Genomic DNA, 22,599 nt, shown 5'->3' with positions numbered 1-22,599 from the left:
CGTTTTTTGGTAAAGCTTTTGTTGGCTACTGCGTGTGCGGTATAGTTTTCTATTTCTTCGATGACTTCCGTGAGACCTATGTTGTTGAGGCCGCTACAGGTGAGTACCTGTGTAGGCCAGTTGTGGTCTTTTTGTGGCATAAGGTGCACGGCATTTTTGAATTCGCGTCGGGCGTGTTTTGCGGCGAGTTGGTTATCGCCATCGGCTTTATTGATAATGATGGCATCTGCCATTTCCATGATGCCGCGTTTGATTCCTTGCAAGTCATCACCGGCGCCAGCAAGTTTGAGGAGTAAGAAAAAGTCGGTCATGCTATGGACTGCGGTTTCGCTTTGTCCTACACCCACGGTTTCTACGATAATAAAGTCGTAGCCTGCTGCTTCACATAAGATGATTGCCTCACGTGTTTTGCGCGCCACGCCACCCAGTGTGGTTCCTGCAGGACTAGGACGTATAAAAGCTTGGTGGCTTTTCACCAATTCTTCCATTCTGGTTTTATCGCCTAAAATACTGCCTCGTGAGATGTTGCTCGATGGATCTATGGCAAGTACAGCTACTTTTTTACCGCGTTTTATGAGTGATATTCCAAGGGATTCTATAAAAGTAGATTTTCCCACACCTGGCACACCAGTGATTCCTAATCGAAAGGATTTTCCGGAATAGGGTAAGGACTTTTGTAAGACTGCTTTCGCGAAAGCGGAATCACCACCAGCCGTACTCTCCACTAAAGTAATGGCACGACTTAAAGCACTCACCTGACCAGATTGTAACTCGCTAAAAAGGTGCTCTATATCTACAGCTTCTTTTTGGCGTTTAGCCTTGGGGTTGATATGAGAATTTGTAGCCAATTTATGATTTTTCAGAAAAGTTCAAAGCCAGGTTTTTATGGATACATGCCATAGGAATATACGCCAAAACAACGGCTGCACCACTAAACCAAATAGGTCCATGAAATGAGTAGTTCATATACATGCCGCCCAAAAGGAAAAAACAACCGATACCAAGAGAAAATTTTATTTTATGAGAAACAGGAGTTAAAGCAACAGCTAAAGCCTCGATAAAAGAACCTGTTTTGTGTCCTTCAAATATAAAAAAAAAGTCCTGCAGTTTTAAAGCAGGTGCGCTACCGTCATGCATATCCATATCAGCGACTCCAATTCCCTCTCTAGGGAACATAAAATGTCCGATCTCTATCAAAACCATGTGAAAGCTGCTTTCTTTGATCCAGCTTGTAATCAACGCAATGAAGTTCCTAAGCATGGGTCTGATATGGACTTGTTTTAATTTTTAAAAATACTATTTTTCTTTTTCATCTGACTATTTAATTGGCTAAACATCAGCCATTTTTAATCCTATTCAAATGGCAAAGTGTTTTGAGGTGCCCATGTGCGTTTACTCATATAAGGTCTTAATTGATGGTCAGTTACAGAACCGCATCGACCTTTCCGACCAAATCTTATTTGATAATTTCACAGATGTACCATTTGAGATATGGATTTCTTTTTGTTTGATTTTATATTTTAAACGCTCTTATTAGCACTAGGATTTATTTTTGTGTCAACAAGGATTTAAGCCACATAGGGATGTTTGAATTGTGATTTTAACAAATAGGGTTTCCCCAAGAAATGGGATTATTTAACTTTTAATAAGGGGCTTTCGTCTGTATCTGCCAGTAGGTGCGTAATTATAATGCCCTATGGACTAATTAAATGATATGTATAACAAAAGTGTTATTTAATATACAAAATACGGTCTAACTATCAATTTTACAAATAGTGTGTTCTATTTTTGTAGAAAATACCTATCATGACTATTACTCAGTTAAAATATGTTCTTGCGGTTGCCCAATATCAAAACTTTACGAGAGCTGCAGACAAAGTCTTTGTAACTCAGCCTACATTAAGTATGCAAATTCAAAAGCTAGAAGACGAGTTAGATGTTCAAATATTTGATAGAAGTAAAAAACCTATTGAGTTAACTGAAACGGGAAGAAAGATCGTCAGTCAAGCACGTAATATTGTAAATGAAAGTGACCGCATTCAAGATATCGTTGATCAAGAAAAAGGGTTTATAGGTGGTGAATTTAAGATAGGAGTAATCCCTACGGTAATGCCTACTCTGTTGCCTATGTTTCTAGCTAATTTCATCAATAAATACCCGAAGGTAAAACTGCGTATAGAAGAACTTACTACAGAAAGTATTATTGATAGTTTACAGGATGGAAGTATAGATGCAGCTATTGCGGCAACACCATTGAAAAACGATATGATTAAAGAGCGAGTGTTGTATTACGAGCCTTTTGTTGCTTATGATCCTAGATTATCAGGAAAGCCTAAATCTAAAATTAAGATAGAGGATATCAATGTGGACGACTTGTTGCTTCTAGAAGATGGTCATTGTTTTAAGGACAGTATATTAAATTTATGTCGCAATTCTAGAGATATAGAAAGAGAGCGGTTTATGCTAGAAAGTGGAAGTTTTGAAACGCTTATAAAACTTGCTGATGAAGGTTTAGGAATGACTTTGCTGCCTTATTTAAACACTATGGATCTATCAGAGCATAAAAAAGAGAATCTTAGGTATTTTGAAGATCCGTCTCCAGCTCGAGAGGTAAGTTTGATCTATCACAAAAGCGAGCTTAAAATGCAGATTATTGAAGCTTTACAGAATGTTATTGCTGGCGTTATTAAAGGAGCAATTGCATTTCAAAATGTAAAAATAATAAGTCCAGTCCCTGGCAAATAAAATAGCCTTCCAAATTCCTATTTAGGCTCACGGGATAGAAATAAAAAGCTGGAATTCTAATCTTTATGATTAGAATTTCAGCTTTTTCTTTTTTATCGGATTAATTAAGCCCTTAGTAGTGGAATGCAAGTTTCTAATTCCGGATTTTTTAAAACGAGCTGTCTTATCCAGATTTCTAGTTCTTTGATTTCAAAAGGTAATAAACGACCCACTGCTTTTTGTAATTCTTTACAAAAAAGTGCTGGATTAAAACTCACTTTTTCAAGTATCGTTTTGGTGTACTCAAACATAGCTCTAGCCATTATTTCAAGATTTAAGTTAAGTAGTTTTTTATCAACGGCTAATTATTTTTTAATTTCACCTTATAAAGGTAAACCATAAATACAAGATTAACAACCATGTAGTAGATGGTTTTGGAGGTATTCGTCTAAATATTTGTTAAACTAAGTCGCTAGATGTTGATCTTCAATATTTTATTATGTATTGCATAGTGTTTAAAAGTTTTTATGTTGTCCATAAGAAAAATTAAACATTTTACAAGAATGAACTAAAACTGGTTGAATGGATATAGATCAAGTAAAAGGTCTTTGTTATTTATTATAATGTAAGAATCCATACGCTAACCACACAAAGAAGCGCAAAAAAGAACGTAGATAAAGCTACTTTTTTCAACTCAGGATCGAGTAGGGTTGTAGAAGTTGTTCTTCTAACTTTTATTATATGAATGAATAAGGGAATGAAGGCTAAAAGTGGTAGAAAAGCTACCCAATAAATATTTTCATTTTCAACTATTCCGAGCTTTCCAATACCATCTGCTATATATTTCGTGTAATAGATTTTACTGGTTAAACGAAGTGAACAGAATAAAGCAATCACTATCATAGCATAATGCAACAACTTTGCCTTTTTCAATCCCATCTTCACAACTATCGTATTCTTTCCCGCCTTTTTATCACTCTCCATGTCTCTCATGTTATTCAGGTTAAGAACGGCAACACTTAATAGACCAATGGTAATGGATGGGAAAATCATATTCCAATCTAGTGATTTCGCAATCAAATAAAAGACTCCTATTACGCTTACTGGTCCAAAGAATATAAAAACAAATACATCGCCTAGGCCACGATAACCATAAGCATTATCTCCTACGGTATATTTAATAGCTGCCCATATTGCTGCAATTCCCAATATTAAAAAGAACAAGGAAATTAGTAAACGATCTATCCCTAGACTTACATATATCAACAGGATCGCACTAACCAAAGTGAGTACAGCGGTAATGATGATACCGCGTTTCATTTCCTGAGGAGAAATAATACCGCTTTGCAAAGCGCGCATGGGCCCTATACGGTCTTCATTATCGGTTCCTTTTACTCCATCGCCATAATCGTTGGCAAAGTTGGAAAGTATTTGGAAACCTAGGGTGGTGATTAGGGCGAGGATTGGAATTATATATGGAAATACGATTGGTCGTGGCATCATTCCAGCAATATCACATATCCCGAATGGAGACGCTGTTATATTGTAAAAATGATTTAACAAATAAGCGTAAGCACTTCCCACAAGAATCCCACTAATGCTCAATGGTAAGGTTCTTAATCTCGCAGCGCCTATCCAGGCTTTAAATTTATTGGATTTACTCATTACTTAGACATGATATTAACGAGTGCTTCTTTTAATAAATCAGTAGGGCTGGCTTGATGTGTTCCTACACCTTTTGATTTTACATCCATATCTCTAAGGAGTTTTATGGCACGACTGCAATATTTCATGGGGTAGTTTTTGGAAGCGGTAATGATTTCTTGAACAAAAAACGGATTCACACCTGCTGCCTTTGCTACTGCTTGAGGATTATTCTTGTCCTTTATTGTATGTACTTTTAACAGTTGTACAAAAAAGCTATACAATTGAGCGGTAGTAAGCACAAAGGGATTTTCTTTAGGGTTCTCTGAAAAGTAGTTGATGATTCTGTGAACTTTAACCACATCACGCATTCCAAGGGCTTTGCACAGTTCAAAATTATTATAATCCTTAGAGATTCCTATGTTGTCCTCAATCACTTGCGGTGTGATAGGGAGCTCTTTAGAATGGACTAAAGCGAGTTTAGAAAGCTCGTTATTGATCTTCCCAAGATCGGTTCCTAAGAACTCTACGAGCATTCTTGTTGCGTTGGGATCGATTTGGAATCCCATTTCTTTTAATCTGCCGGTTACAAAAGCAGGAACTTTATTTTCATAAAGCGGTTTGCTCTCCAGGTAAACAGCATGTTTTTTTAATAATTTTGTAATCTTACTGCGGCCGTCTGGAGTTTTGTATTTGTAAGCAAAAACAAGAATTGTGGTCGGTTGTGGTTGCTCTATATAGCTTTCTAGTTGATCAAGTTGCCTTACTAGATGTTGTGCTTCTTTTACTATAATCACCTGATGCTCGGACATCATGGGGTAGCGTTTGGCATTTTCCAGCACTTCATCCATGCTGGTTTCCTTCCCGTAAATAACCATCTGATTGAAGCCTTTCTCGCTTTCATCCAGCACGTTATCCTCTATATAATCACTTATTTGATCAATAAAATAGGGCTCACTGCCGCATAAAAAATATACAGGCGCATAACGCTTTTGTTTTAAATCGGTTATAATGTTTGTGACATCACTCATAGAGAGCTGTTGTGGTTTTTTGTAATATTGCGTTATGAAGCCATTGCGACTACCAGCTGGAAATTTCAGAGTCAAAAGTACTGAAAAAGGACGTGCTATCTTTGACCAAATCAGGAAAAAGTTTGTCCTTTTAACACCAGAGGAATGGGTGCGGCAACATGTTGTTTTGTTCTTGCTTTCGCGAAAGCGGATACCGCATCATCTCATCAATATAGAAAAACAATTCATTATCGCAGGAACTACGAAACGTTATGATATTATCAGTTTTAACACGGATGGGTCTATACACCTAGTAGTAGAGTGTAAAGCGCCACATATAAAAATCGATCAATCGGTTTTTGATCAAATAGCCAGGTACAATCTGGCGTTAAAAGCAGAATATTTAATGGTGACTAACGGTATGGAACACTACTTTTGTACTATGGATTACGAGAAGCAAACCTATCATTTTATTTCAGACCTACCGGAATACGTTTTATGAAAATAGGAATCGTTATATTGAATTGGAATGGTATTGAGTTGCTCAAAACTTATTTGCCCAGTGTTGTTGAGCATAGTCGAGATCATGTTATTTACTTAGCAGATAATGCTTCTACAGATGATTCTATAAAATGGACACAAGATACGTATCCAGGAGTACAAGTTATTGCTATGGATAAGAATCGCGGTTATGCAGGCGGTTATAATGTAGCATTGGAAAATGTCCAAGAAGAAGTTGTTTGTTTGTTGAATAACGATGTTGCAGTTACTGCAAATTGGTGTGATGTTATTAAGAACCGATTTGAAACTTATCCCAAACTTGCAGCTTGCCAACCTAAAATAAGAGATGATAAAAAGAAAGACCATTTTGAATATGCCGGTGCTGCCGGGGGCTTTCTAGATCGGTATGCCTATCCTTATTGTAGAGGTCGCATTTTTGATGTAATAGAAAAAGATGTGGGTCAGTATGACGATGCGGTCGATGTCCACTGGGGTAGTGGGGCTTGCTTGTTTCTCAGAAAGAGTTCTTATGATCGAGTAGGTGCCATGGATGAAGATTATTTTGCTCATCAAGAAGAGATCGATTTGTGCTGGAGGCTTCGTCACGCAGGTTTTATTATTAGCTATGAGCCACAATCGGTTGTATATCATTTAGGTGGTGGGACATTGAGCCATCTAAATTCTCATAAGACGTTTTATAATTTTAGGAACAGTCTTTATAACATTGTTAAGAATGATCATTCTAGCTTTTGGATTTGGATGTTGTTTATAAGGATGTTGCTGGATGGAATTGCCGGAGTTAAGTTTTTGTGTGAACGTAAGTTCTCTCATTTTTTTGCAGTTATTAAGGCTCATGTTTATTTTTATAGCGAGCTGCGGTCACTTTTGGATAAAAGAAAGGCTATTAAGTCATTTACAGAAGTGGGAATGATAAAAAAATCAGATTTAAGTATTGTATATCAGCACTTTATAAAAGGTAAGAGTACTTATAAGAAATAACACAAAATAACTTAAATCCTTGTTAATAATCACTAGGATGCAGTGAATATTATTAGTTTTGCTCTGTTATTTAACAATTTAAACAACAACAATAAAATGAAAAAAATATTTTTAATGCTGCTTGCAGGTGGACTTTTTGTTTCCTGTGCCTCTAAGAAAGATCTTGACGCAGCGCTCGCAAAACAACAGGAAACAAAAGAACTTTTAGACACAGCAACGGTTAAATTAAATGCTTGTTTATCAGACGAGAAAGCTGCCAATGCAAGAATGGAAGGTTTTAAAGAGCAAATAGCTACTCTTAAAAACTCCAATAATGCACTGTTAGATAGTCAAGGAGATCTCGTAACACTCTCCACGCAAGGAAGCCGTAACTTAGAACGTTCCTTGGAAAGTATGAAAGAAAAAGACTTACAAATAAGATCTTTGAACGATGCGATTACTAAGAAGGACAGTGTAACGCTTGCTTTAGTAACTAGTTTAAAGAGTTCATTAGGTAATTTAGAGGATGAAGACATAAGTGTCAATGTAGAAAAAGGAGTAGTGTTTATTTCTATCTCAGATAAGTTATTATTTTCTAGCGGTAGTGATAAGGTAAATGAAAAGGCAAAAATAGTTTTAGGGAAAGTAGCTAAAGTAGTAAACGACAAACCAGAAATAGATATTATGGTAGAAGGTCATACAGATAACCAGTCTATTTCATCTGCTAAGTTTGCTGATAATTGGGCATTAAGTACTGCTCGTGCAACCGCAGTAACTAGAGTGTTACAAGAAGACTTTAAGGTAGCTCCAAAGCGCATGACAGCAGCCGGAAGATCTTTTTATATGCCTTTAGAAAGCAATGATACACCAGAAGGTCGTTCTAAAAATAGACGCACGAGAATTATTGTACTTCCTAAATTAGACCAATTTTTTGATATGGTAGAAAAAGGAATGGAGCAAGCAAAAGTGAATGCTAAGAAAGAAACTGAAATGAAAAAGAATTAAGTAACTCATTCTTTTCCATAGTGTAAAAAGCACCTGCGAGAGCAGGTGCTTTTTTTATGACTATTAAGTATCTAGGTGGGTGCCGTTCTACTTAATAATAGAAAATAAATTTTTTAAACTTTCGTGATCCAATTGGATTAGGTTTTACTTTGATCCTTACTGGGATCGAAGAAACGTCACATAGATCATAAGGGCTGGTGCTCTTGCTCCTGTAATTAAATTAAACTCAAAATAGTTTGAATTGTGAATGCGAATTAAGGAATATCAAATAGTCCAACTAAGGTTTAGATATGTTGTAAGTTATGCCTTTTTTCTCGCCTTTCTTAAGACAACTCGCTACCGCTTATATGGCTCAATAATGCATTCTTATAATTCTGAAAGTTCCCACCGCGTAATGTTGGTTTCAAAATAAAGGAATTTTTATATGTAGTTGTTATACTTATATAAATGGGTTCCGTTTGGAAGATCTCTTCCAAACAATTTGATTTGTCTATTTCTGGAATGCGATCACTATTGGATTTGAAAAAGGGACAATCTGTGCTGAAGTCTTCTGCATTGATGTGCTCCAGTTACTTCTGAATATTTTATGAGGTCGAGGTACTAGCGGAGCATTTAAATCACGGAATTAAAGATTCGTATTAGGAGAGGTAACACCAATCCTTAAATCATTTTTGTTGTGCGAAAGCGACATTTTAATTCTAAATAAATGAAAATATAGCAGCTCCATAAAGCGCAAAGCGCATAAAGCGCAATAGACCAATCAGCATCCAGCTTTTAAGAGGATAACGCAGCATTCCAGCAACAAGGCTTGCTATTGAGAAGGGTAGTGGTAATAGTGCACCTACAGCGATGAGAAGGCCTCCCCATTTTCTGGCCATAACTAGTTGTTTGGCCATTTTTACTTCAAGATAATTGTGTAAACTGGGAATTCTTAAAGCCCTTCGACCTATCCAATAGGAGGTAAAACCTCCTAAATAAGAAAGTACAGCGATCAAAGATAAATTTAAAATAGGTGTGCTGGTCTCTCCAGCCCAAGCAATAAATAACTCAGGAGGAATTAGTCCTAATACAGTTTCAGAAACATAAAAAAACGCCAAAACTCCATAGTCGGGTAATTTATTGACAGCGAGTTCTAAAGCCTCACTTATATTGATTACAAAGAAATGAATTAAAACAATAATACCGATAACTACCAAAACTGGTGGGATAGATTTCTTGATACTATTCACTACGAAAGTATAAAAACCTGTTAGCTTGTAATACTTGTGAGCGCGATCAGGTTGAAACCAAGGTTTTTTATTTGTGGAGGAGTGTTCCAAATTATCTCAATTTGATTAGCAAAGTTACCACTTTAACACATTTGTGTGCGTTAAAATCTTATCAATAAAAAAAATCTTGTTTTCTTAACATGAATCAGAGGTTATTCCCTTTTTAAAAGCGGTACTTTTGCAAATCTCAAAAATGAATTTCCAGAACATGAGTAGGACTAAAGAAACTGAAATTAAATCCTTATACGGTTATCAAGAGCAAGATCTGGAAGCAGTTTTTGAACGTATAAACAATCAACCAGACGATTATAACCTCTTGTATCAGCTGCCTACCGGTGGAGGGAAGACGGTTATATTTTCTGAAATGGTGCGCAGGTACATTAGGGAAACAGGCAAAAAAGTCGTGATCCTTACGCATCGAATAGAATTGTGCAAGCAAACCTCAAAAATGCTTGACGGTTTTAATGTAAAAAATAAAGTCATCAATTCTAAAGTTAAAGAACTTGACGATCAAAAGGATTACGATTGTTTTGTAGCCATGGTTGAAACTTTGAACAACCGTATTCAGGATGATAAATTAGAGCTAGATGATATAGGTTTAGTAATCATCGATGAGGCGCATTACAATAGCTTTAGAAAGTTATTTAAATACTTTGAACACTGTTTTATGCTGGGTGTAACTGCTACTCCGTTGAGTTCAAATTTTAAGTTACCCATGAAGGATAATTACAAAGAACTTATTGTAGGGAATAGTATTTCTTCACTGGTGGAACAGGGATTTCTAGCACAAGCCGTTACCCATACCTATGATGTAGGTTTGAGCGGTCTCACTATAGGGATGAATGGAGATTATACCGTAAAGTCTAGTGAGAAGCTTTATACCGCGGTAACCATGCAGGATAAACTGATTCAATCTTATTTAGAGGTTGCAAAGGGAAAAAAGACGCTAATCTTTAACAATGGTATACGAACCAGTATAGAGGTAGAGGATTCTTTTAAACGCGCAGGTATAGAAGTCAGACACTTAGATAATACTAATTCAAAAGAAGAGCGAAAGAATATTTTAAAATGGTTTAGAGATAAGCCAGATGCGGTGCTTACTTCAGTAAGTATTCTTACCACTGGTTTTGATGAGCCTACTGTTGAATGTATCATTCTTAATCGTGCTACAAAATCACTCACACTTTACTATCAAATGATAGGTCGTGGATCGCGAATCCTAAAAGATAAAAAAGAATTTCAAATTATCGATTTGGGTAATAATGTGGCTCGTTTTGGTTTATGGAATGAACCTGTAGACTGGCAGCAAGTATTTAGATCTCCAGATTTTTATGTAGAAAACATTGTCTCTGACGAAGAGATAGAGCGCAATTTTGTTTACAAGATGCCAGAAATCACTAAATCCGAGTTTCCAAACACCAAGGATTTCACCTTTGATATAAAAGGAGCTTACAAACGTATTACTAAAGAAAACCGCAAGTCCAAAGATGTTCTTGATGAATCTATCGTGCAACATGTGCAGTGGTGTGTGGAGAATAGTGAAGACGTTTTTGATGCTCGTATCCTTGCAAAGCTTCTTAAAGAGGATATTAAAGACCGCATAAGGCGTTATGCCTACTGCATTATCAACAATACTAATAATTATAAGGACTGGCTGGAGGAAGACTACTACCGCCGTTTAAGAATGGCCATACAGCAAGAATTTGCTGGTATAGAGTCAGATTCATAGTGGTGATAGTTTTGCTTTTGCAAAAACGGGATAAGTTTTAAAAAAGCTGCGATGGAAATCGCAGCTTTTTTTTATTTTCTGACTTCTTAGATTCTAATCAAATACGTTGTTCCGCCAATAACGTTACTAACGCAAAGGATAAAACGAGCTATTTTTAAGTGATTTAATCCTCGTATTATCCGTGATTTCCTTCTGTTGATTGATAAGTGATTTACTTCAAGACATTCAACCTAGATAAAGCTATAAATGGAGTAGGCAGGTGTACATATAGCTACCAGACAGGAGCAACTTCATTAAAGTCGTGGTTTTGATATTTTTAATAGAGTGTAAAGAAGATGTCTTTCCAAAACATATCATATAAGGTACAGGTTCCATCTTAATGTGTTTGTAAAAACTATAAAAAAGAACGCTACTAGAGTCTTATGTTTTATACATACAAAAAAAGCGCTAATCGAAAGATTAGCGCTTTGCCGTTTTATAGATAAAACACCTATTATTTAAGAGCAGGACGTTGATCAGCATTTGCAACATCCCATGCGGTAGCAAATATGAGTTTTATCCTTCTTTGATATAATTCATATTCAATCTTATCTGGGGTGTCAGTAGCTTTGTGATAATCTTCATGAACTCCGTTAAAGTAAAAAATCACAGGAACATCATTTTTGGCAAAGTTGTAATGATCACTACGGTAGTAGAAACGATTGGGATCATCCTTACCATTGTAGGAATAGTCTAACCTCATATTTACAGATGTTTTATTAGCAGCTTCGGAAATATCGTGTAAATCTTGAGAAAGCATATCGCTACCTATTAGGTAAACATAATCTGGATCGTCTTTTTGATTTGGATCAATGCGACCTATCATGTCTATGTTAAGATTTGCTATTGTGTTTTCCATTGAGTAGATAGGATTATCGGTGTAGTATTTACTTCCTTTGAGTCCTATTTCTTCTCCAGTTACATGAAGAAATAAGATGGATCTCCTAGGACCATAACCGTCATTTACTGCTTCTTTAAAAGCTTCGGCTAGCTCTAATAGAGCAATGGTACCGCTACCATCGTCGTCAGCACCATTAAAAACTATCCCTTCTTCAATCCCAATGTGATCTAAATGAGCAGAAATCACCAAGACTTCATCAGGAAATTCTCTTCCTTCTATAAAGGCCAGTACATTTTCAGAAGAAAGTTCAGGTTTACCAAAAGCTTTACCGGGCACTATTTGAAAATAATCACCGTTTTGTCCACCACCTGGAACACCCATTTTCTGGTACTGATCTCTAAGATAGTTGACGGCTCTTTTCTGACCAGGACTGCCTGTAAAACGACCCTCCATTTCATCACTAGCATAGTAATAGAGTTGCTCTTTAAGTTCTTCTAAAGTGATCGTATTTGCGTAATCCATTACTTTAACTTGAGAATAGTCCAATACTGATTTAGCAGGGGTCAAGCTAGTGCTGACTTTACCAGGCGCTCCGTCCTTTCCTTTCATGTTAATGCAGCTGGCTATCAACAGACTTACAAAAATGCTGGATAAAATATATTTATAATTCACTATGTAAAAGTTTTAAGTTATTTTTTATCTTTTGATGATTTCAAAATCTTGTATTCTTCATAACACTCGCTTATCGCGTCAAGTATTTGAAGATCATTTGCGGTTTCAATAAACTGCTTAGAATACTGGCAGTTTCTCAAAATACCATCTATATCTAATTTGTCTAATTGTAACAGATTCATAAGAGTTTCACGATCGTATTTACGTTGAAGTAAGGTCCTTATTTCATCCTGTTGTTTTACTTGTCTCAATTTGCGCATGGATGTACCTTTTTTACCAAAAGTGTTGTACAAGAAGTCTGCTGGATTGAAGACACTTTCTAGCACCTGTGTAATCGCGCCTGGTTCACTATCACCAGCTTCATAACCTTTAGGAAGACCGCTAATTTTATATCTTCTAGTGGCATAAATAGGAGCACGTTTTGCATCTATTTCTAAAAAACCTGTAAGAGAAGTTTCTGTTACGGTAACTTCGTCAAGAGCGATTCCTTTCTCTGTCATGGAAATGGTGACATCACCAAATTTTAACCAATCATCTGTAACTCTTACATTGATAGTTTCAAAGCCTAAGTAAGAAAAATATAGGGTATCGTTTGCTTTTGCTGCGATTTCAAAAACGCCTTCTTTGGTAGTGGTGGTTCCTTTTATCTGATTTAGATTAAGAATATTAACGTTTTCTAAAATGGAATTGTCTTTTGCATTCAGAACCATACCTTTTACTCTTTTAGCAATGGTTTCGGTTTTTTTTGTAGTTTCTTTTTCGCCTTGAGCACTACTCAAAGAAAAAATTAAAGTGAAGCAAAAGAATAAGATGTAATGTCGTAATTTCATATCAATATATAAAAATAGGCTAAAGGGCCTATCTAATGAGGTTTTATAATTTAATTAACTTCTTTTAAGTAGTCAATAAGTTTAAGTAAAGCCTTTGCTCTGTGGCTTATAGTTCCTTTTTCTGTCAATGACATTTCAGCAAAAGATTTTTCAAATCCGTTAGGTTGAAAAATAGGGTCGTAACCGAATCCTTTAGTGCCTTTTCTCTCTCTTAAAATGGTTCCTTCACAAATCCCTTCAAACAAAACTTGACAATGCCCCAAATTTAAGGCAATAGCAGTAACAAATCGGGCGGCTCTATGGTTATTATCTGTTAACTTTTCCAGCAGCAAATCCATATTATCATCACTATTCTTTTGCTCGCCGGCATATCTGGCACTATAAACACCAGGCTCACCATTCAAGGCCTCTACTAGAAGGCCAGTGTCGTCAGCAAATATGGGTTGTTTAAATCTGTCTTTAAGGAATTCTACTTTTTGAATCGCATTTCCTGCAATGGTTCCTGACGTTTCAGGAATATCTTCTTCAAAACCGAGGTCCTTAAGACTTATCAATTTTATATGTGAAGGCATTAATGCTTGTACCTCAAGTAGTTTATTCTGATTATGTGTTGCAAAAATAATCTCCATGTTTATAAGGTTTTGGCAATTTCTTGAAGTAGTGGTATATGAACCACGTGTTTTATTTCTGGTCTGTGTAGCTCACAATTTTCACCAAAAAGAAGCTCTATCTTTTCTTTTTCTCTTTCTATAATGACATCATTAGCGTATTCATCTAAGGTGCCTGCGATGTGAATAAATCTAGAACAGTGTTTTTTAAAGTGTCGTCCGTCATTAAGATCCAGTTCTTGGGGTATGCTGCCACTATGCATTATTAATGCTTTTATATCCTGCTGGTAGGTTTTTAAAAATCGCGTGGCAATAGATACGCCTTGTGAGTAGCCGAAAAGAACGACACGATGGTCACCCACAAGATTTTCTAAACGGAATACTTCGTTGATGTAGTTGAGGTTGTTACTCATTTCTTGATGTGTGTCCACTTTAGTAAGCCAGCAGGCGCCTACATGTTTAAAGTCTTTTCCTAAATAAGATTTGGATGGTGCTTGTAACACGATGACATAATTCTCATTGGAATCAAAGCTTTCAAAATAACGTTTAAAATAGGCCGATAAATACCCTAAGCCATGAAAGCAAATCCAGATGTTCTTTGTTTCATTGGTTAATCGAAAAAGAGTCTCATAAGAATTAGTATGATTATAAGAAGCTGTTTTTATCATTTTTTACCTTTTATTATTTGAATTTACGAAAATAAAACACTCCTTTTTATTTTCTATTTCGATACTTAGACAGACTCAGCAGGTTGTACTTCGACACTTCGGGAGCCTTAGCTCAATGGCACTCAAGTGCATTTTATCGAAGACAATACCGCATAAAATAAAACCCTAATTACACTACTACTACTACTACTACTATTCCGCTCTAAACAAGCACCGCCTTTTGCTCTGCTGAATCATTTAAAGAAGTTGTTTTGATATAGGCTCTTGTTTATTAAGATCACATCCAGTACATATTTTTTTATTTAGGCCTAAATTAGAGATTTTGAATTCAGTAAAGGCTTTTTGGGACTTTATAGCAGGAATGACTGAGGACAAAATTGGAAATTTAAGTTTAAAAGATCAAATTAAGCGAATAGAAAAGTTTTAATGACTTCAAAAACTAGTATTCTCTTGCGATGACTTATTTTTGGCGAAGATATGGACAAAGAAGAGATACTGAAGCGTTGTAATGCCATTTGCCGCAATACACTCATGGAAACCCTAGACATCGATTTTGTAGATGTGGGTGATGATTTTTTAACCGCTAGAATGCCGGTGACTCAAAAAGTACACCAACCAGATGGAGTGCTCCATGGTGGTGCCAGTGTAGCTCTTGCTGAGTCGGTAGGAAGTGCCGCAAGTTATATATTTTTGGACACCAATAATTATGCTATACGCGGTCTAGAAATTAGTGCTAATCACACGCGGTCTAAAAAGGAAGGACATGTGTTTGCTACAGCGCGTTTTTTACATAAAGGGAGGACAACTCAGCTTTGGGAAATCAAAATCACAGATGAAGAAAACGAGTTGATTTCTATTTGTAAATTGACTACAATTGCCTTAAAAAAATAACCCTGCTATCCATCTTTATTTTCATACAGCTTGCGCGAAAACTTACTCTCATACTTAGTTAATTTACTTGAAAAAAAGTTGCCGTTCTTGTTATTGAGAACAGCAAATGACAAGTCTGTACGCATCCTTTCACAACGAGATCAACAATGGCATAAACAGGCGCCTGACAACATGTCTTACGCTATCTTTTCTAAATTTCAAAAATCAGAAGATCAGGTTTTTATAAATGGTGAAGTGGATGAACGCTTTATATATGAAAACGTTCATATGGGGTCTAAAAAATCAGTAAACTTTGTTTATTCAGTACCTTTAGAGGAGCAAGATCGTTATGTGAAATGCGTTGAAAAAGCGGTAGATGTGTTAAAAGAGGGGCGCATGAAAAAGGTGGTTCTTTCACGCAAGCAGAGTTTTTCAAAAAGAACATCAGATCTTGAAATATTAACTCAATTATTAGATCAATATCCAGAAGCTAATTGCTATTTTTTCCACCACCCAGAAATTGGGAAATGGATAGGGGCGACACCAGAAATATTACTACATGTAGAAGAGGGAAAATTGCAAACTATGTCACTAGCGGGAACAGCGCTTTACAAAGAAAATAAAACCCATGTTTGGGGTCAAAAAGAGCTTCAAGAACAGCAATTAGTGACTGATTTTATTACGGAAAACCTTTATAAAATTGGAGCGTTACGTATTGAGAAATCTGAATTAAAAACCGTGCAAGCCGGAAGTCTTATTCATTTACGAACAGATATTAATGCGGCGATAGATCATCAAGATATTGATTCCTATATAAAGGCACTGCATCCTACACCTGCCGTTTGTGGAATGCCCAGGGATGTAGCAATGGAATATCTCAGTAAGAACGAAAATTATGATCGTTCTTTTTACACCGGATATTTAGGTATGGTGGATCGAGATAAAGCAAGCTACTTTGTAAACTTGAGGTGCATGGAATTGCACGCTGATCATGTAGACCTCTATATAGGTGGCGGAATTACAGAATTAAGTAACCCTGAGTCAGAATATCAGGAGACAGTAGATAAATTGGAGACCATGAAAAAATTACTGTATTAATAATTTACAAGATACTTCTGAAAGCGGTGTGTAATAGTGTCGTTTTAAATTTTACCAATTGGCCACTTTCATTGCGACTTTGATTCCGTGATTTAAAATACTTAGATATCCTTTTTATATTAGATTTTATAAATAAAGCACTTTGATACAATCCTACAAACGAGTAAAAGAATAGGTATTTAAGTAGGATCATAGATTGGTTTTATTTAATTATAACTAAATGTCGGTATAATATTTCAAATAAACTACATCGATTTTCTAAAATTTGATTTTAAATCTCCATAATTTTTAATAAAACCGATAAACGTGCGTTTAAACAGTGAAATCGCTAAAATGCTTGCATAAGCTTTAAAAAACGACAAAATGCAGTGAGACAGCTTTCTTTGAATGAACATAGGTAACTAAAAGGCTATGTATTTAAAATCTTGAAAGCTTTTAAAATGGGGATCAGATGTATAAAAACAAAATGCTTGGTCACTTTAATTAAATCTCGCTTTGGCGTATACTTAAGAACCGCGCTTTTATTCATCATTCCATTTATTATTTGTTTCTTGAATAACAGGAACTAAGGATCAGTCGACTTTAAGAATTCAATGGAGGAGGACTAAACTAGGACTTCACTCAAAAAAAGACTGATGTATTTCTCATTCATAAAATTTATAAGTGTCATTTATGTTTTAACTCTACAGTTCATTTAATTTAGTTGTGGTTGTTGATTCAAGTTATAGCGGCTATTTCTTTGTTATAAGAAGCTGTTAAGGAAGTTGGTTGCACTAGCTTTCAAGAGTACCTTTGTTGCTTATGTTTCCAGAAATTCTACATGCCCAGCAAATCATCCTTCTATTTAAGGAAAGAGGTATTAAAAATATTGTTATTTCTCCAGGCTCGAGAAATGCACCTTTGACCATTGGCTTTTCAGAAAACGGTTTTTTTAACTGCTATAGTATTGTAGATGAGCGCTGTGCCGCTCATGTAGCTTTAGGTATTGCTCAACAATTACTAGAGCCTGTTGCAGTTCTATGTACCAGTGGTAGTGCTATGTTGAATTATTACCCAGCAGTTGCAGAGGCTTTTTATTCTGAGATTCCTTTGATAGTCCTAAGTGCAGATAGGCCATCGCACAAGATTGATATAGGTGACGGACAGACGATACGGCAGCAGCACATTTATGCCAACCATATTTTGTTTGATACGCAGTTAGAGATCATCAAGACTGTTGATGATCGAGAAGGAATAGCCACTAATGAAAGATTGATCAACAAAGCTATCAATACCTCTATAGCGCAACATGGACCTGTTCACATTAATGTTCCTTTTGAAGAACCTCTTTACAATAGAGTAGAAAAGCCTTCTTTAGAAGTTAAGGTGATCGATTTCATAAACGATGAGTCTAGTGTTATTCCAGACAGTTTTACGAAGCAATGGAAAATGGCAAAAAGAAAGCTTGTCATTCTTTCTACACTTAACCCACCTGTGTTTGATAAAGAAGATTTAGATGTATTGACTAGTGATCCAAGTGTTCTTGTTATGAGTGAAGTGAGCAGTAACGTGGTGCACGACAAAGTGATTTGGGGAATTGATACACTGATTGCTCCTATTGAAAACGAAGACGACCAGATAAAAGATCTTCAGCCAGACCTAGTAATTACTATTGGCGGCATGATTGTTTCTAAGAAGATCAAACAATACCTAAGACGTTTTGAGACCAAAGTACATTACCATGTAGGAAAACGTCGTGCCTATGACACGTTCTTTAAGCTTGCTGGACATATTAAGGTAAAGCCACAAAATTGGGTCAATCAATTGCCTAAGGCTTTTATAGAGAGTGATTATCAAGATCGATGGCTACAGCATTTCCATAATTATTTAGTTAAAAGAGAAACGTATTTTGAACAAATGCCCTGGTCAGATTTGAAAGTGTTTGAGCTCGCTTTTCCTAGCTTACCAGATGGTATTGTGCTGCAATTAGGAAATAGCAGTACCATTAGGTACGCACAACTATTTCAAATGAATGCTACACATACTGTTTTTTCTAATCGAGGCACCAGCGGGATTGATGGCAGTACAAGCACGGCGATAGGAGCAGCGATGGCAAGTGATCAACCAGTAGTTTTCATTACAGGAGATTTAGGTTTCTTTTATGATTCTAACGGCTTATGGAATAATTATATTCCTAAAAACTTCAAAATAATTCTTATCAATAATTCTGGCGGCGGGATTTTCAGAATCTTACCTGGACATAAAGATACTAAGGAATTTGACACTTTTTTTGAGACACGACACCAGCTAACTGCCCGAAATCTTTGTGAGATGCACGGCTTACATTATGAAAGTGTTAGCGAGGAGGTAGCTTTTTTAAAAGCATGTAAAACATTTTACTCTAAGAACGAGCAACCCCAATTGCTAGAAGTGTTTACACCCAGACAGATAAACGATACTGTTCTTCTGAACTATTTTAAATTTTTAAAATAAAATTTAATTTCATGTCTGTTATCCTATTTTTATAGGAGAAAGTATTATTTGAAGAAAGAGTAAAAACACACCTCGCAGCTTACAGAGAAAAAGCAAGTGGACTAGATGAAGATTGTCTCAAAAAAGTTACTAAAGGCTTAGGCACTTCTATTTATAAACAAGATACAGAAACAGTAAGCATCTAATTTACAGGTCTAAAACACCAACGGCTAATTATTTGTTAAGAAACTAGGTCTTTTTAGTGATAAATTATTGGCGCCTAAAAGAGCTCTTATGGAAAAGCAGGGTAAAAAAGAGCGCACAACATATGGTGCGATTATCTAGTACATGCCTTGTGTACAGTATCGTAAATAGGCTGTTTACTCCTAAAACAGCGGTTTTGGCAAATTTAAATTCAATCGTTTTGGTTCCATAGGCATACAACTGTCATCGTTTGATGGGTCAAAGGAGCCTGCAAAGTCTTTATTGGAATGATTTATGAAAGAAGCTTAAGTAAAATTATTTTAAATTTTAGTGTCTATATTTAAGCTGAGCTTAGAATGGGCCTTCTCCAATTAGTATGACAGCAATGGAACCTATCAAAGTTTATAAAATTACTACTATTAATAGGATCAATACCAGAACACACACATACACACACACACATTCTCAGGGATTAAGAAGTGCTTTCAGATTTTATTGGTATGCTGGTACTCATAAGGATTGTAGGGAATAAAAGAGGTTTTTTACATTTCGTTTTTTAATGGATGCTTTTGGGAGCATATGGTTGCCTAAAATTTAGAATTGTTGTTGTGGAATCTATTTGTCATATCGAAAGGAGTATCTGAGTTAAGGATAGGTTTTATTTTGCTTTCGCGTAAGCGGAATTGAGCAACATTTTCTTTCTCAAATAATGCACATTATGGTTTCAAATCAATAGGTTATCTAAAATTTTCACATTTATTAAACACTTTATATTCTTCTTGAGGTAGGTTCTTGTTATATATTTGTATCGCGTACGATATAAATACAATTATGACTCAAGAGGAACAACTAAAATTGAGCAGTCAGGTTTGCTTTCCTATCTATTCTGTTTCTAGACTATTGACAAAAGCGTACAAGCCTTATTTAGAAAAAATGGGAATTACATATCCGCAATACCTAGTGTTGTTGGTACTTTGGGAAAAGGATAGCGTGACCGTAAATCAAATCACGGAGAAATTACTTTTAGACACCAATACGGTATCACCTTTGTTAAAACGAATGCAACTATCTGGTCTTATCCTGCGCAATCGTTGCGTTAATGATGAGCGCAGTGTGATTGTTCAACTTACAGATAAAGCTAAGGAACTCAAAAAAGAGGCCAGTTCCATACCAGAAAAATTATTGCAAGTGTTGCTCACAGCAACTATAGAATTACCTGACATCATCCATCTAAAAGAGCTTCTTGAAGAGTGGATTGATGTACTGGGAGAACGGAAACCAAGTAAATAAAATGGAGTCATTAGAACGGTTACAGTGGCGGTATGCTGCAAAAGCGATGAGAGGTGAGAAGGTGCCACAAGACAAAATGGACAGAGTTATAGAAGCAGCCAGACGTGCTGAGACTTCTAGTGGTTTACAAGTATTTGAAATTTATGGGGTAACCAACCAAGAAGTAAAAGAGAAGATCAAACATGTGGCGTGGAATCAATCTACGGTTACTGATTGTTCTCATTTATTAGTTTTTGCAGCTTGGGATACGTATTCAGAAGACCGCATTAATAGTATGTTTGATCTTACTAATGAGATCCGCGGTTTCAAAAATGAAGGCTGGGTGAATTACCGCCAGCAACTCATAAGTTCTTATCCGCAAATAGGCGGTGAAGAGAATTTTAATCATGCGGCAAAGCAAGCTTACATAGCCTTCACTCACCCACTAACAGCTGCTGCTTTTGAAGAAGTAGACACAACGCTTATGGAAAGTTTTGACACAGATACAGTTGATGAGATTTTAGGGCTAAGAGAAAAAGGACGGAGGTCTACCGTTTTACTACCTATAGGGTATAGAAAACCAACAGAAGACTGGTTAGTAAACTTAGATAAAGTAAGAAAGAGTACTAAGAAATTAGTCGCAGTAGTAGCATAATCTAGAATTTTAATAATGCGTATATTTCAAAGTATAGTTGTTTGTTTAAGTCTTATAGCCTTAGTTGCTTGCAAAGATCAAAAAGAAACAGAATCGAAAATAGAAGAAAATAGGAACCTTAAAAAAGAAAAGAAAATGAAAGTTTTATTTGTATTAACATCACATGACGAATTAGGAGACACTGGAAAAAAAACTGGGTTTTGGGTAGAAGAATTTGCAGGCCCCTATTACACCTTGAGTGATAAAGGTGTTGAAATTGCATTAGCAACACCTAAAGGAGGAAAAGCTCCTATTGATCCTAGTAGTGCCTCTCCAGACGCCGCAACAGAATTTACAAAGCGTTTTGATGAGGATAAAGAGGCTCAAGAAAGAATCAATACAACACATAAACTAGCAGATGTAGATGCTGCCGATTATGATGCCGTTTTTTATCCTGGTGGACACGGACCTTTATGGGATCTGGCAAATGACGCAACTTCTATCAAGCTTATCGAGACTTTTAATAGTCAAGAAAAGCCAGTAGCCTTTGTATGTCACGCTCCAGCAGCATTGAAAAGTGTTAAAGGAATTGATGGAAGTCCCTTAGTAAAAGGTAGAACAGTAACTGGTTTTACCAATACAGAGGAAGAAGCAGTGCAATTGACAGATGTAGTTCCTTTCTTAGTAGAAGACATGCTTAAAGAAAATGGCGGTATTTATTCTAAAGGAGCTGACTGGTCAGCGTATGCTTTACAAGACGGTAACTTAATTACAGGACAGAATCCTGCGTCATCGGTCAAAGTAGCGGAGTTATTATTTGCTGCGGTAAAGTAATTTATGCACCCCTTATTTTATTAGATATAAACAGCTTGGATCATGATCCAAGCTGTTTTTTAATTATCAGGTAGTTTTACTGACTACCTTATTTTAGTTTTTAAATACTTGAGCTTTAATCGCAATTATGTATACATTGCGTAGGAGGTTTTATGATGCTAACGCCAGGTATTGTTTTAAAATCCTATAAGTTATTGCAATGTACCGCTAGTTAGGAGCTTATTTCCAGCCAAAAGCTTCATTTATTTCTTTATAAACTACTGTTCCAGCAATAATATTCAGCCCCTTTTTAAGGCTTGCATCAGTATCACATGCTGCTTTCCATCCCAAAGTGGCCAATTTTAAAATATAGGCTAATGTGACGTTGGTTAATGCGATTGTTGATGTACAGGGTACTGCTCCGGGCATATTTGCAACAGAATAATGTACTACGTCATCTATAATATATACCGGGTCTTCATGTGTTGTTGGCCGTGTTGTTTCCACGCAGCCACCTTGATCTACGGCTACATCTACGATTACTGTCCCGGGACGCATTTCCTTTAACATATCGCGAGTAATGAGATTTGGAGCTTTAGCGCCTTTAAGTAAAACGCCACCTATTATTAAATCATGGGTTTTTATATGTTTTCTTATATTGTACTCATTGGAGAACTCTGTAACTACATGAGGTGGCATTACATCGTTCACATAGCGTAAACGCTTCATGTTGATATCCATAA

General features: G+C 36.1%; 22 protein-coding genes and 1 pseudogene. 12 read left to right on the top strand and 11 right to left on the bottom strand.

Annotated elements, in window-relative coordinates; translation table 11 throughout:
• Together meaB and ACJAT0_RS08060 are read right to left on the bottom strand one after the other, a co-directional pair.
• A partial coding sequence (meaB, locus tag ACJAT0_RS08065; protein ID WP_415181250.1) for a methylmalonyl Co-A mutase-associated GTPase MeaB occupies positions 1-848 on the bottom strand: 848 nt, incomplete at its 3' end.
• Between the two features lies 1 nt (position 849).
• On the bottom strand, positions 850-1,203 hold the full coding sequence (locus tag ACJAT0_RS08060; RefSeq protein ID WP_415181249.1) for a hypothetical protein: 354 nt from the start codon (positions 1,201-1,203) through the stop codon (positions 850-852).
• Positions 1,204-1,806: 603 nt separating this feature from the next.
• On the opposite strand from ACJAT0_RS08060, the gene ACJAT0_RS08055 reads away from it, so the two are divergent.
• The gene (locus tag ACJAT0_RS08055; RefSeq protein ID WP_374003995.1) at positions 1,807-2,745 is read left to right on the top strand and encodes a hydrogen peroxide-inducible genes activator; all 939 of its coding nucleotides are present in this window, start codon (positions 1,807-1,809) and stop codon (positions 2,743-2,745) included.
• A gap of 104 nt (positions 2,746-2,849) precedes the next feature.
• Here the strand turns inward: ACJAT0_RS08055 and ACJAT0_RS08050 are convergent, their stop codons facing one another.
• The 3 genes from ACJAT0_RS08050 to holA form a co-directional block, all read right to left on the bottom strand.
• The gene (locus ACJAT0_RS08050; RefSeq protein ID WP_415181248.1) at positions 2,850-3,047 is read right to left on the bottom strand and encodes a hypothetical protein; all 198 of its coding nucleotides are present in this window, start codon (positions 3,045-3,047) and stop codon (positions 2,850-2,852) included.
• A gap of 295 nt (positions 3,048-3,342) precedes the next feature.
• On the bottom strand, positions 3,343-4,389 hold the full coding sequence (gene menA / locus ACJAT0_RS08045) for a 1,4-dihydroxy-2-naphthoate octaprenyltransferase (RefSeq protein WP_415181247.1): 1,047 nt from the start codon (positions 4,387-4,389) through the stop codon (positions 3,343-3,345).
• Entirely contained in the window at positions 4,389-5,399 is a 1,011-nt protein-coding gene (gene holA, locus ACJAT0_RS08040; protein ID WP_415181246.1) for a DNA polymerase III subunit delta, read from the bottom strand. The genes menA and holA overlap by 1 nt, the downstream gene beginning before the upstream one ends.
• Positions 5,400-5,433: 34 nt before the next feature.
• Between holA and ACJAT0_RS08035 the strand changes: the two genes are divergently transcribed.
• The 3 genes from ACJAT0_RS08035 (at position 5,434) to ACJAT0_RS08025 (ending at position 7,862) form a co-directional block, all read left to right on the top strand.
• Positions 5,434-5,880 carry a type I restriction enzyme HsdR N-terminal domain-containing protein gene (locus tag ACJAT0_RS08035; RefSeq protein ID WP_415181245.1) on the top strand — a complete coding sequence of 149 codons (447 nt, stop codon included), beginning with the start codon at positions 5,434-5,436 and terminating at the stop codon, positions 5,878-5,880.
• Complete coding sequence (locus ACJAT0_RS08030) at positions 5,877-6,878, top strand: glycosyltransferase family 2 protein (protein WP_415181244.1); 1,002 nt, start codon at positions 5,877-5,879, stop codon at positions 6,876-6,878. Before ACJAT0_RS08035 ends, ACJAT0_RS08030 begins: the two co-directional genes overlap by 4 nt.
• A gap of 96 nt (positions 6,879-6,974) precedes the next feature.
• Positions 6,975-7,862, top strand: coding sequence for a flagellar motor protein MotB (locus tag ACJAT0_RS08025; RefSeq protein ID WP_415181243.1), 888 nt, complete (start codon positions 6,975-6,977; stop codon positions 7,860-7,862).
• Positions 7,863-8,560: 698 nt separating this feature from the next.
• On the opposite strand, the gene ACJAT0_RS08020 is transcribed toward ACJAT0_RS08025, so the two are convergent.
• Positions 8,561-9,091 (bottom strand): YqaA family protein, encoded by a 531-nt coding sequence (locus ACJAT0_RS08020; protein WP_415181242.1) that lies wholly within the window; start codon positions 9,089-9,091, stop codon positions 8,561-8,563.
• Between the two features lie 247 nt (positions 9,092-9,338).
• Between ACJAT0_RS08020 and ACJAT0_RS08015 the strand changes: the two genes are divergently transcribed.
• A complete protein-coding gene (locus ACJAT0_RS08015) occupies positions 9,339-10,859 on the top strand; it encodes a DEAD/DEAH box helicase (RefSeq protein WP_374003718.1) in 1,521 nt (506 codons plus the stop codon).
• A 493-nt stretch (positions 10,860-11,352) separates the two neighbouring features.
• Here ACJAT0_RS08015 and ACJAT0_RS08010 read toward each other — a convergent pair whose 3' ends face one another.
• The 4 genes from ACJAT0_RS08010 to ACJAT0_RS07995 all read right to left on the bottom strand — a co-directional run bounded on the left by ACJAT0_RS08010 (position 11,353) and on the right by ACJAT0_RS07995 (position 14,517).
• Positions 11,353-12,348: a M28 family metallopeptidase gene (locus ACJAT0_RS08010; protein ID WP_415181252.1), complete on the bottom strand. Its 996-nt coding sequence runs from the start codon at positions 12,346-12,348 to the stop codon at positions 11,353-11,355.
• A gap of 80 nt (positions 12,349-12,428) precedes the next feature.
• Entirely contained in the window at positions 12,429-13,241 is an 813-nt protein-coding gene (locus ACJAT0_RS08005) for a carboxypeptidase-like regulatory domain-containing protein (RefSeq protein ID WP_415181241.1), read from the bottom strand.
• A 50-nt stretch (positions 13,242-13,291) separates the two neighbouring features.
• Complete coding sequence (locus tag ACJAT0_RS08000; RefSeq protein ID WP_415181240.1) at positions 13,292-13,870, bottom strand: non-canonical purine NTP diphosphatase; 579 nt, start codon at positions 13,868-13,870, stop codon at positions 13,292-13,294.
• A gap of 2 nt (positions 13,871-13,872) precedes the next feature.
• The gene (locus tag ACJAT0_RS07995; protein ID WP_374002326.1) at positions 13,873-14,517 is read right to left on the bottom strand and encodes an alpha/beta hydrolase; all 645 of its coding nucleotides are present in this window, start codon (positions 14,515-14,517) and stop codon (positions 13,873-13,875) included.
• A 477-nt stretch (positions 14,518-14,994) separates the two neighbouring features.
• Between ACJAT0_RS07995 and ACJAT0_RS07990 the strand changes: the two genes are divergently transcribed.
• The 7 genes and pseudogenes from ACJAT0_RS07990 to ACJAT0_RS07960 all read left to right on the top strand — a co-directional run bounded on the left by ACJAT0_RS07990 (position 14,995) and on the right by ACJAT0_RS07960 (position 21,877).
• Complete coding sequence (locus tag ACJAT0_RS07990; RefSeq protein ID WP_374002332.1) at positions 14,995-15,408, top strand: PaaI family thioesterase; 414 nt, start codon at positions 14,995-14,997, stop codon at positions 15,406-15,408.
• Between the two features lie 93 nt (positions 15,409-15,501).
• Positions 15,502-16,485, top strand: coding sequence for an isochorismate synthase (locus ACJAT0_RS07985; protein ID WP_415181239.1), 984 nt, complete (start codon positions 15,502-15,504; stop codon positions 16,483-16,485).
• A gap of 801 nt (positions 16,486-17,286) precedes the next feature.
• The gene (gene menD / locus ACJAT0_RS07980) at positions 17,287-18,957 is read left to right on the top strand and encodes a 2-succinyl-5-enolpyruvyl-6-hydroxy-3-cyclohexene-1-carboxylic-acid synthase (RefSeq protein ID WP_415181238.1); all 1,671 of its coding nucleotides are present in this window, start codon (positions 17,287-17,289) and stop codon (positions 18,955-18,957) included.
• A 122-nt stretch (positions 18,958-19,079) separates the two neighbouring features.
• Positions 19,080-19,142: pseudogene (locus tag ACJAT0_RS07975) on the top strand (hypothetical protein); the annotation flags it as partial.
• An 829-nt stretch (positions 19,143-19,971) separates the two neighbouring features.
• Positions 19,972-20,430, top strand: a complete 459-nt coding sequence (locus tag ACJAT0_RS07970) for a MarR family winged helix-turn-helix transcriptional regulator (protein WP_415181237.1) — start codon at positions 19,972-19,974, stop codon at positions 20,428-20,430.
• Between the two features lies 1 nt (position 20,431).
• Positions 20,432-21,064: a nitroreductase family protein gene (locus ACJAT0_RS07965; RefSeq protein ID WP_415181251.1), complete on the top strand. Its 633-nt coding sequence runs from the start codon at positions 20,432-20,434 to the stop codon at positions 21,062-21,064.
• A gap of 15 nt (positions 21,065-21,079) precedes the next feature.
• Positions 21,080-21,877, top strand: a complete 798-nt coding sequence (locus tag ACJAT0_RS07960) for a type 1 glutamine amidotransferase domain-containing protein (RefSeq protein WP_415181236.1) — start codon at positions 21,080-21,082, stop codon at positions 21,875-21,877.
• A 219-nt stretch (positions 21,878-22,096) separates the two neighbouring features.
• Here ACJAT0_RS07960 and ACJAT0_RS07955 read toward each other — a convergent pair.
• Positions 22,097-22,599: alanine dehydrogenase (locus ACJAT0_RS07955; protein ID WP_415181235.1), on the bottom strand; the 503-nt coding region annotated here is incomplete at its 5' end.

This window comes from Nonlabens sp., from assembly GCF_047636915.1.
GTDB lineage: Bacteria > Bacteroidota > Bacteroidia > Flavobacteriales > Flavobacteriaceae > Nonlabens.
This window is presented reverse-complemented; position numbering and strand designations above follow the sequence as displayed.

What these genes read in the sequence shown, in the direction of transcription:
- ACJAT0_RS08060 (WP_415181249.1), bottom strand. Translation starts at nt 1,203, where the DNA reads ATGGTTTTGATAGAGATCGGACATTTTATGTTCCCTAGAGAGGGAATT.
- ACJAT0_RS08055 (WP_374003995.1), top strand. Translation starts at nt 1,807, where the DNA reads ATGACTATTACTCAGTTAAAATATGTTCTTGCGGTTGCCCAATATCAA.
- ACJAT0_RS08050 (WP_415181248.1), bottom strand. Translation starts at nt 3,047, where the DNA reads ATGGCTAGAGCTATGTTTGAGTACACCAAAACGATACTTGAAAAAGTG.
- menA (WP_415181247.1), bottom strand. Translation starts at nt 4,389, where the DNA reads ATGAGTAAATCCAATAAATTTAAAGCCTGGATAGGCGCTGCGAGATTA.
- holA (WP_415181246.1), bottom strand. Translation starts at nt 5,399, where the DNA reads ATGAGTGATGTCACAAACATTATAACCGATTTAAAACAAAAGCGTTAT.
- ACJAT0_RS08035 (WP_415181245.1), top strand. Translation starts at nt 5,434, where the DNA reads ATGAAGCCATTGCGACTACCAGCTGGAAATTTCAGAGTCAAAAGTACT.
- ACJAT0_RS08030 (WP_415181244.1), top strand. Translation starts at nt 5,877, where the DNA reads ATGAAAATAGGAATCGTTATATTGAATTGGAATGGTATTGAGTTGCTC.
- ACJAT0_RS08025 (WP_415181243.1), top strand. Translation starts at nt 6,975, where the DNA reads ATGAAAAAAATATTTTTAATGCTGCTTGCAGGTGGACTTTTTGTTTCC.
- ACJAT0_RS08015 (WP_374003718.1), top strand. Translation starts at nt 9,339, where the DNA reads ATGAGTAGGACTAAAGAAACTGAAATTAAATCCTTATACGGTTATCAA.
- ACJAT0_RS08010 (WP_415181252.1), bottom strand. Translation starts at nt 12,348, where the DNA reads ATGAAAGGAAAGGACGGAGCGCCTGGTAAAGTCAGCACTAGCTTGACC.
- ACJAT0_RS08005 (WP_415181241.1), bottom strand. Translation starts at nt 13,241, where the DNA reads ATGAAATTACGACATTACATCTTATTCTTTTGCTTCACTTTAATTTTT.
- ACJAT0_RS08000 (WP_415181240.1), bottom strand. Translation starts at nt 13,870, where the DNA reads ATGGAGATTATTTTTGCAACACATAATCAGAATAAACTACTTGAGGTA.
- ACJAT0_RS07995 (WP_374002326.1), bottom strand. Translation starts at nt 14,517, where the DNA reads ATGATAAAAACAGCTTCTTATAATCATACTAATTCTTATGAGACTCTT.
- ACJAT0_RS07990 (WP_374002332.1), top strand. Translation starts at nt 14,995, where the DNA reads ATGGACAAAGAAGAGATACTGAAGCGTTGTAATGCCATTTGCCGCAAT.
- menD (WP_415181238.1), top strand. Translation starts at nt 17,287, where the DNA reads ATGTTTCCAGAAATTCTACATGCCCAGCAAATCATCCTTCTATTTAAG.
- ACJAT0_RS07970 (WP_415181237.1), top strand. Translation starts at nt 19,972, where the DNA reads ATGACTCAAGAGGAACAACTAAAATTGAGCAGTCAGGTTTGCTTTCCT.
- ACJAT0_RS07965 (WP_415181251.1), top strand. Translation starts at nt 20,432, where the DNA reads ATGGAGTCATTAGAACGGTTACAGTGGCGGTATGCTGCAAAAGCGATG.
- ACJAT0_RS07960 (WP_415181236.1), top strand. Translation starts at nt 21,080, where the DNA reads ATGCGTATATTTCAAAGTATAGTTGTTTGTTTAAGTCTTATAGCCTTA.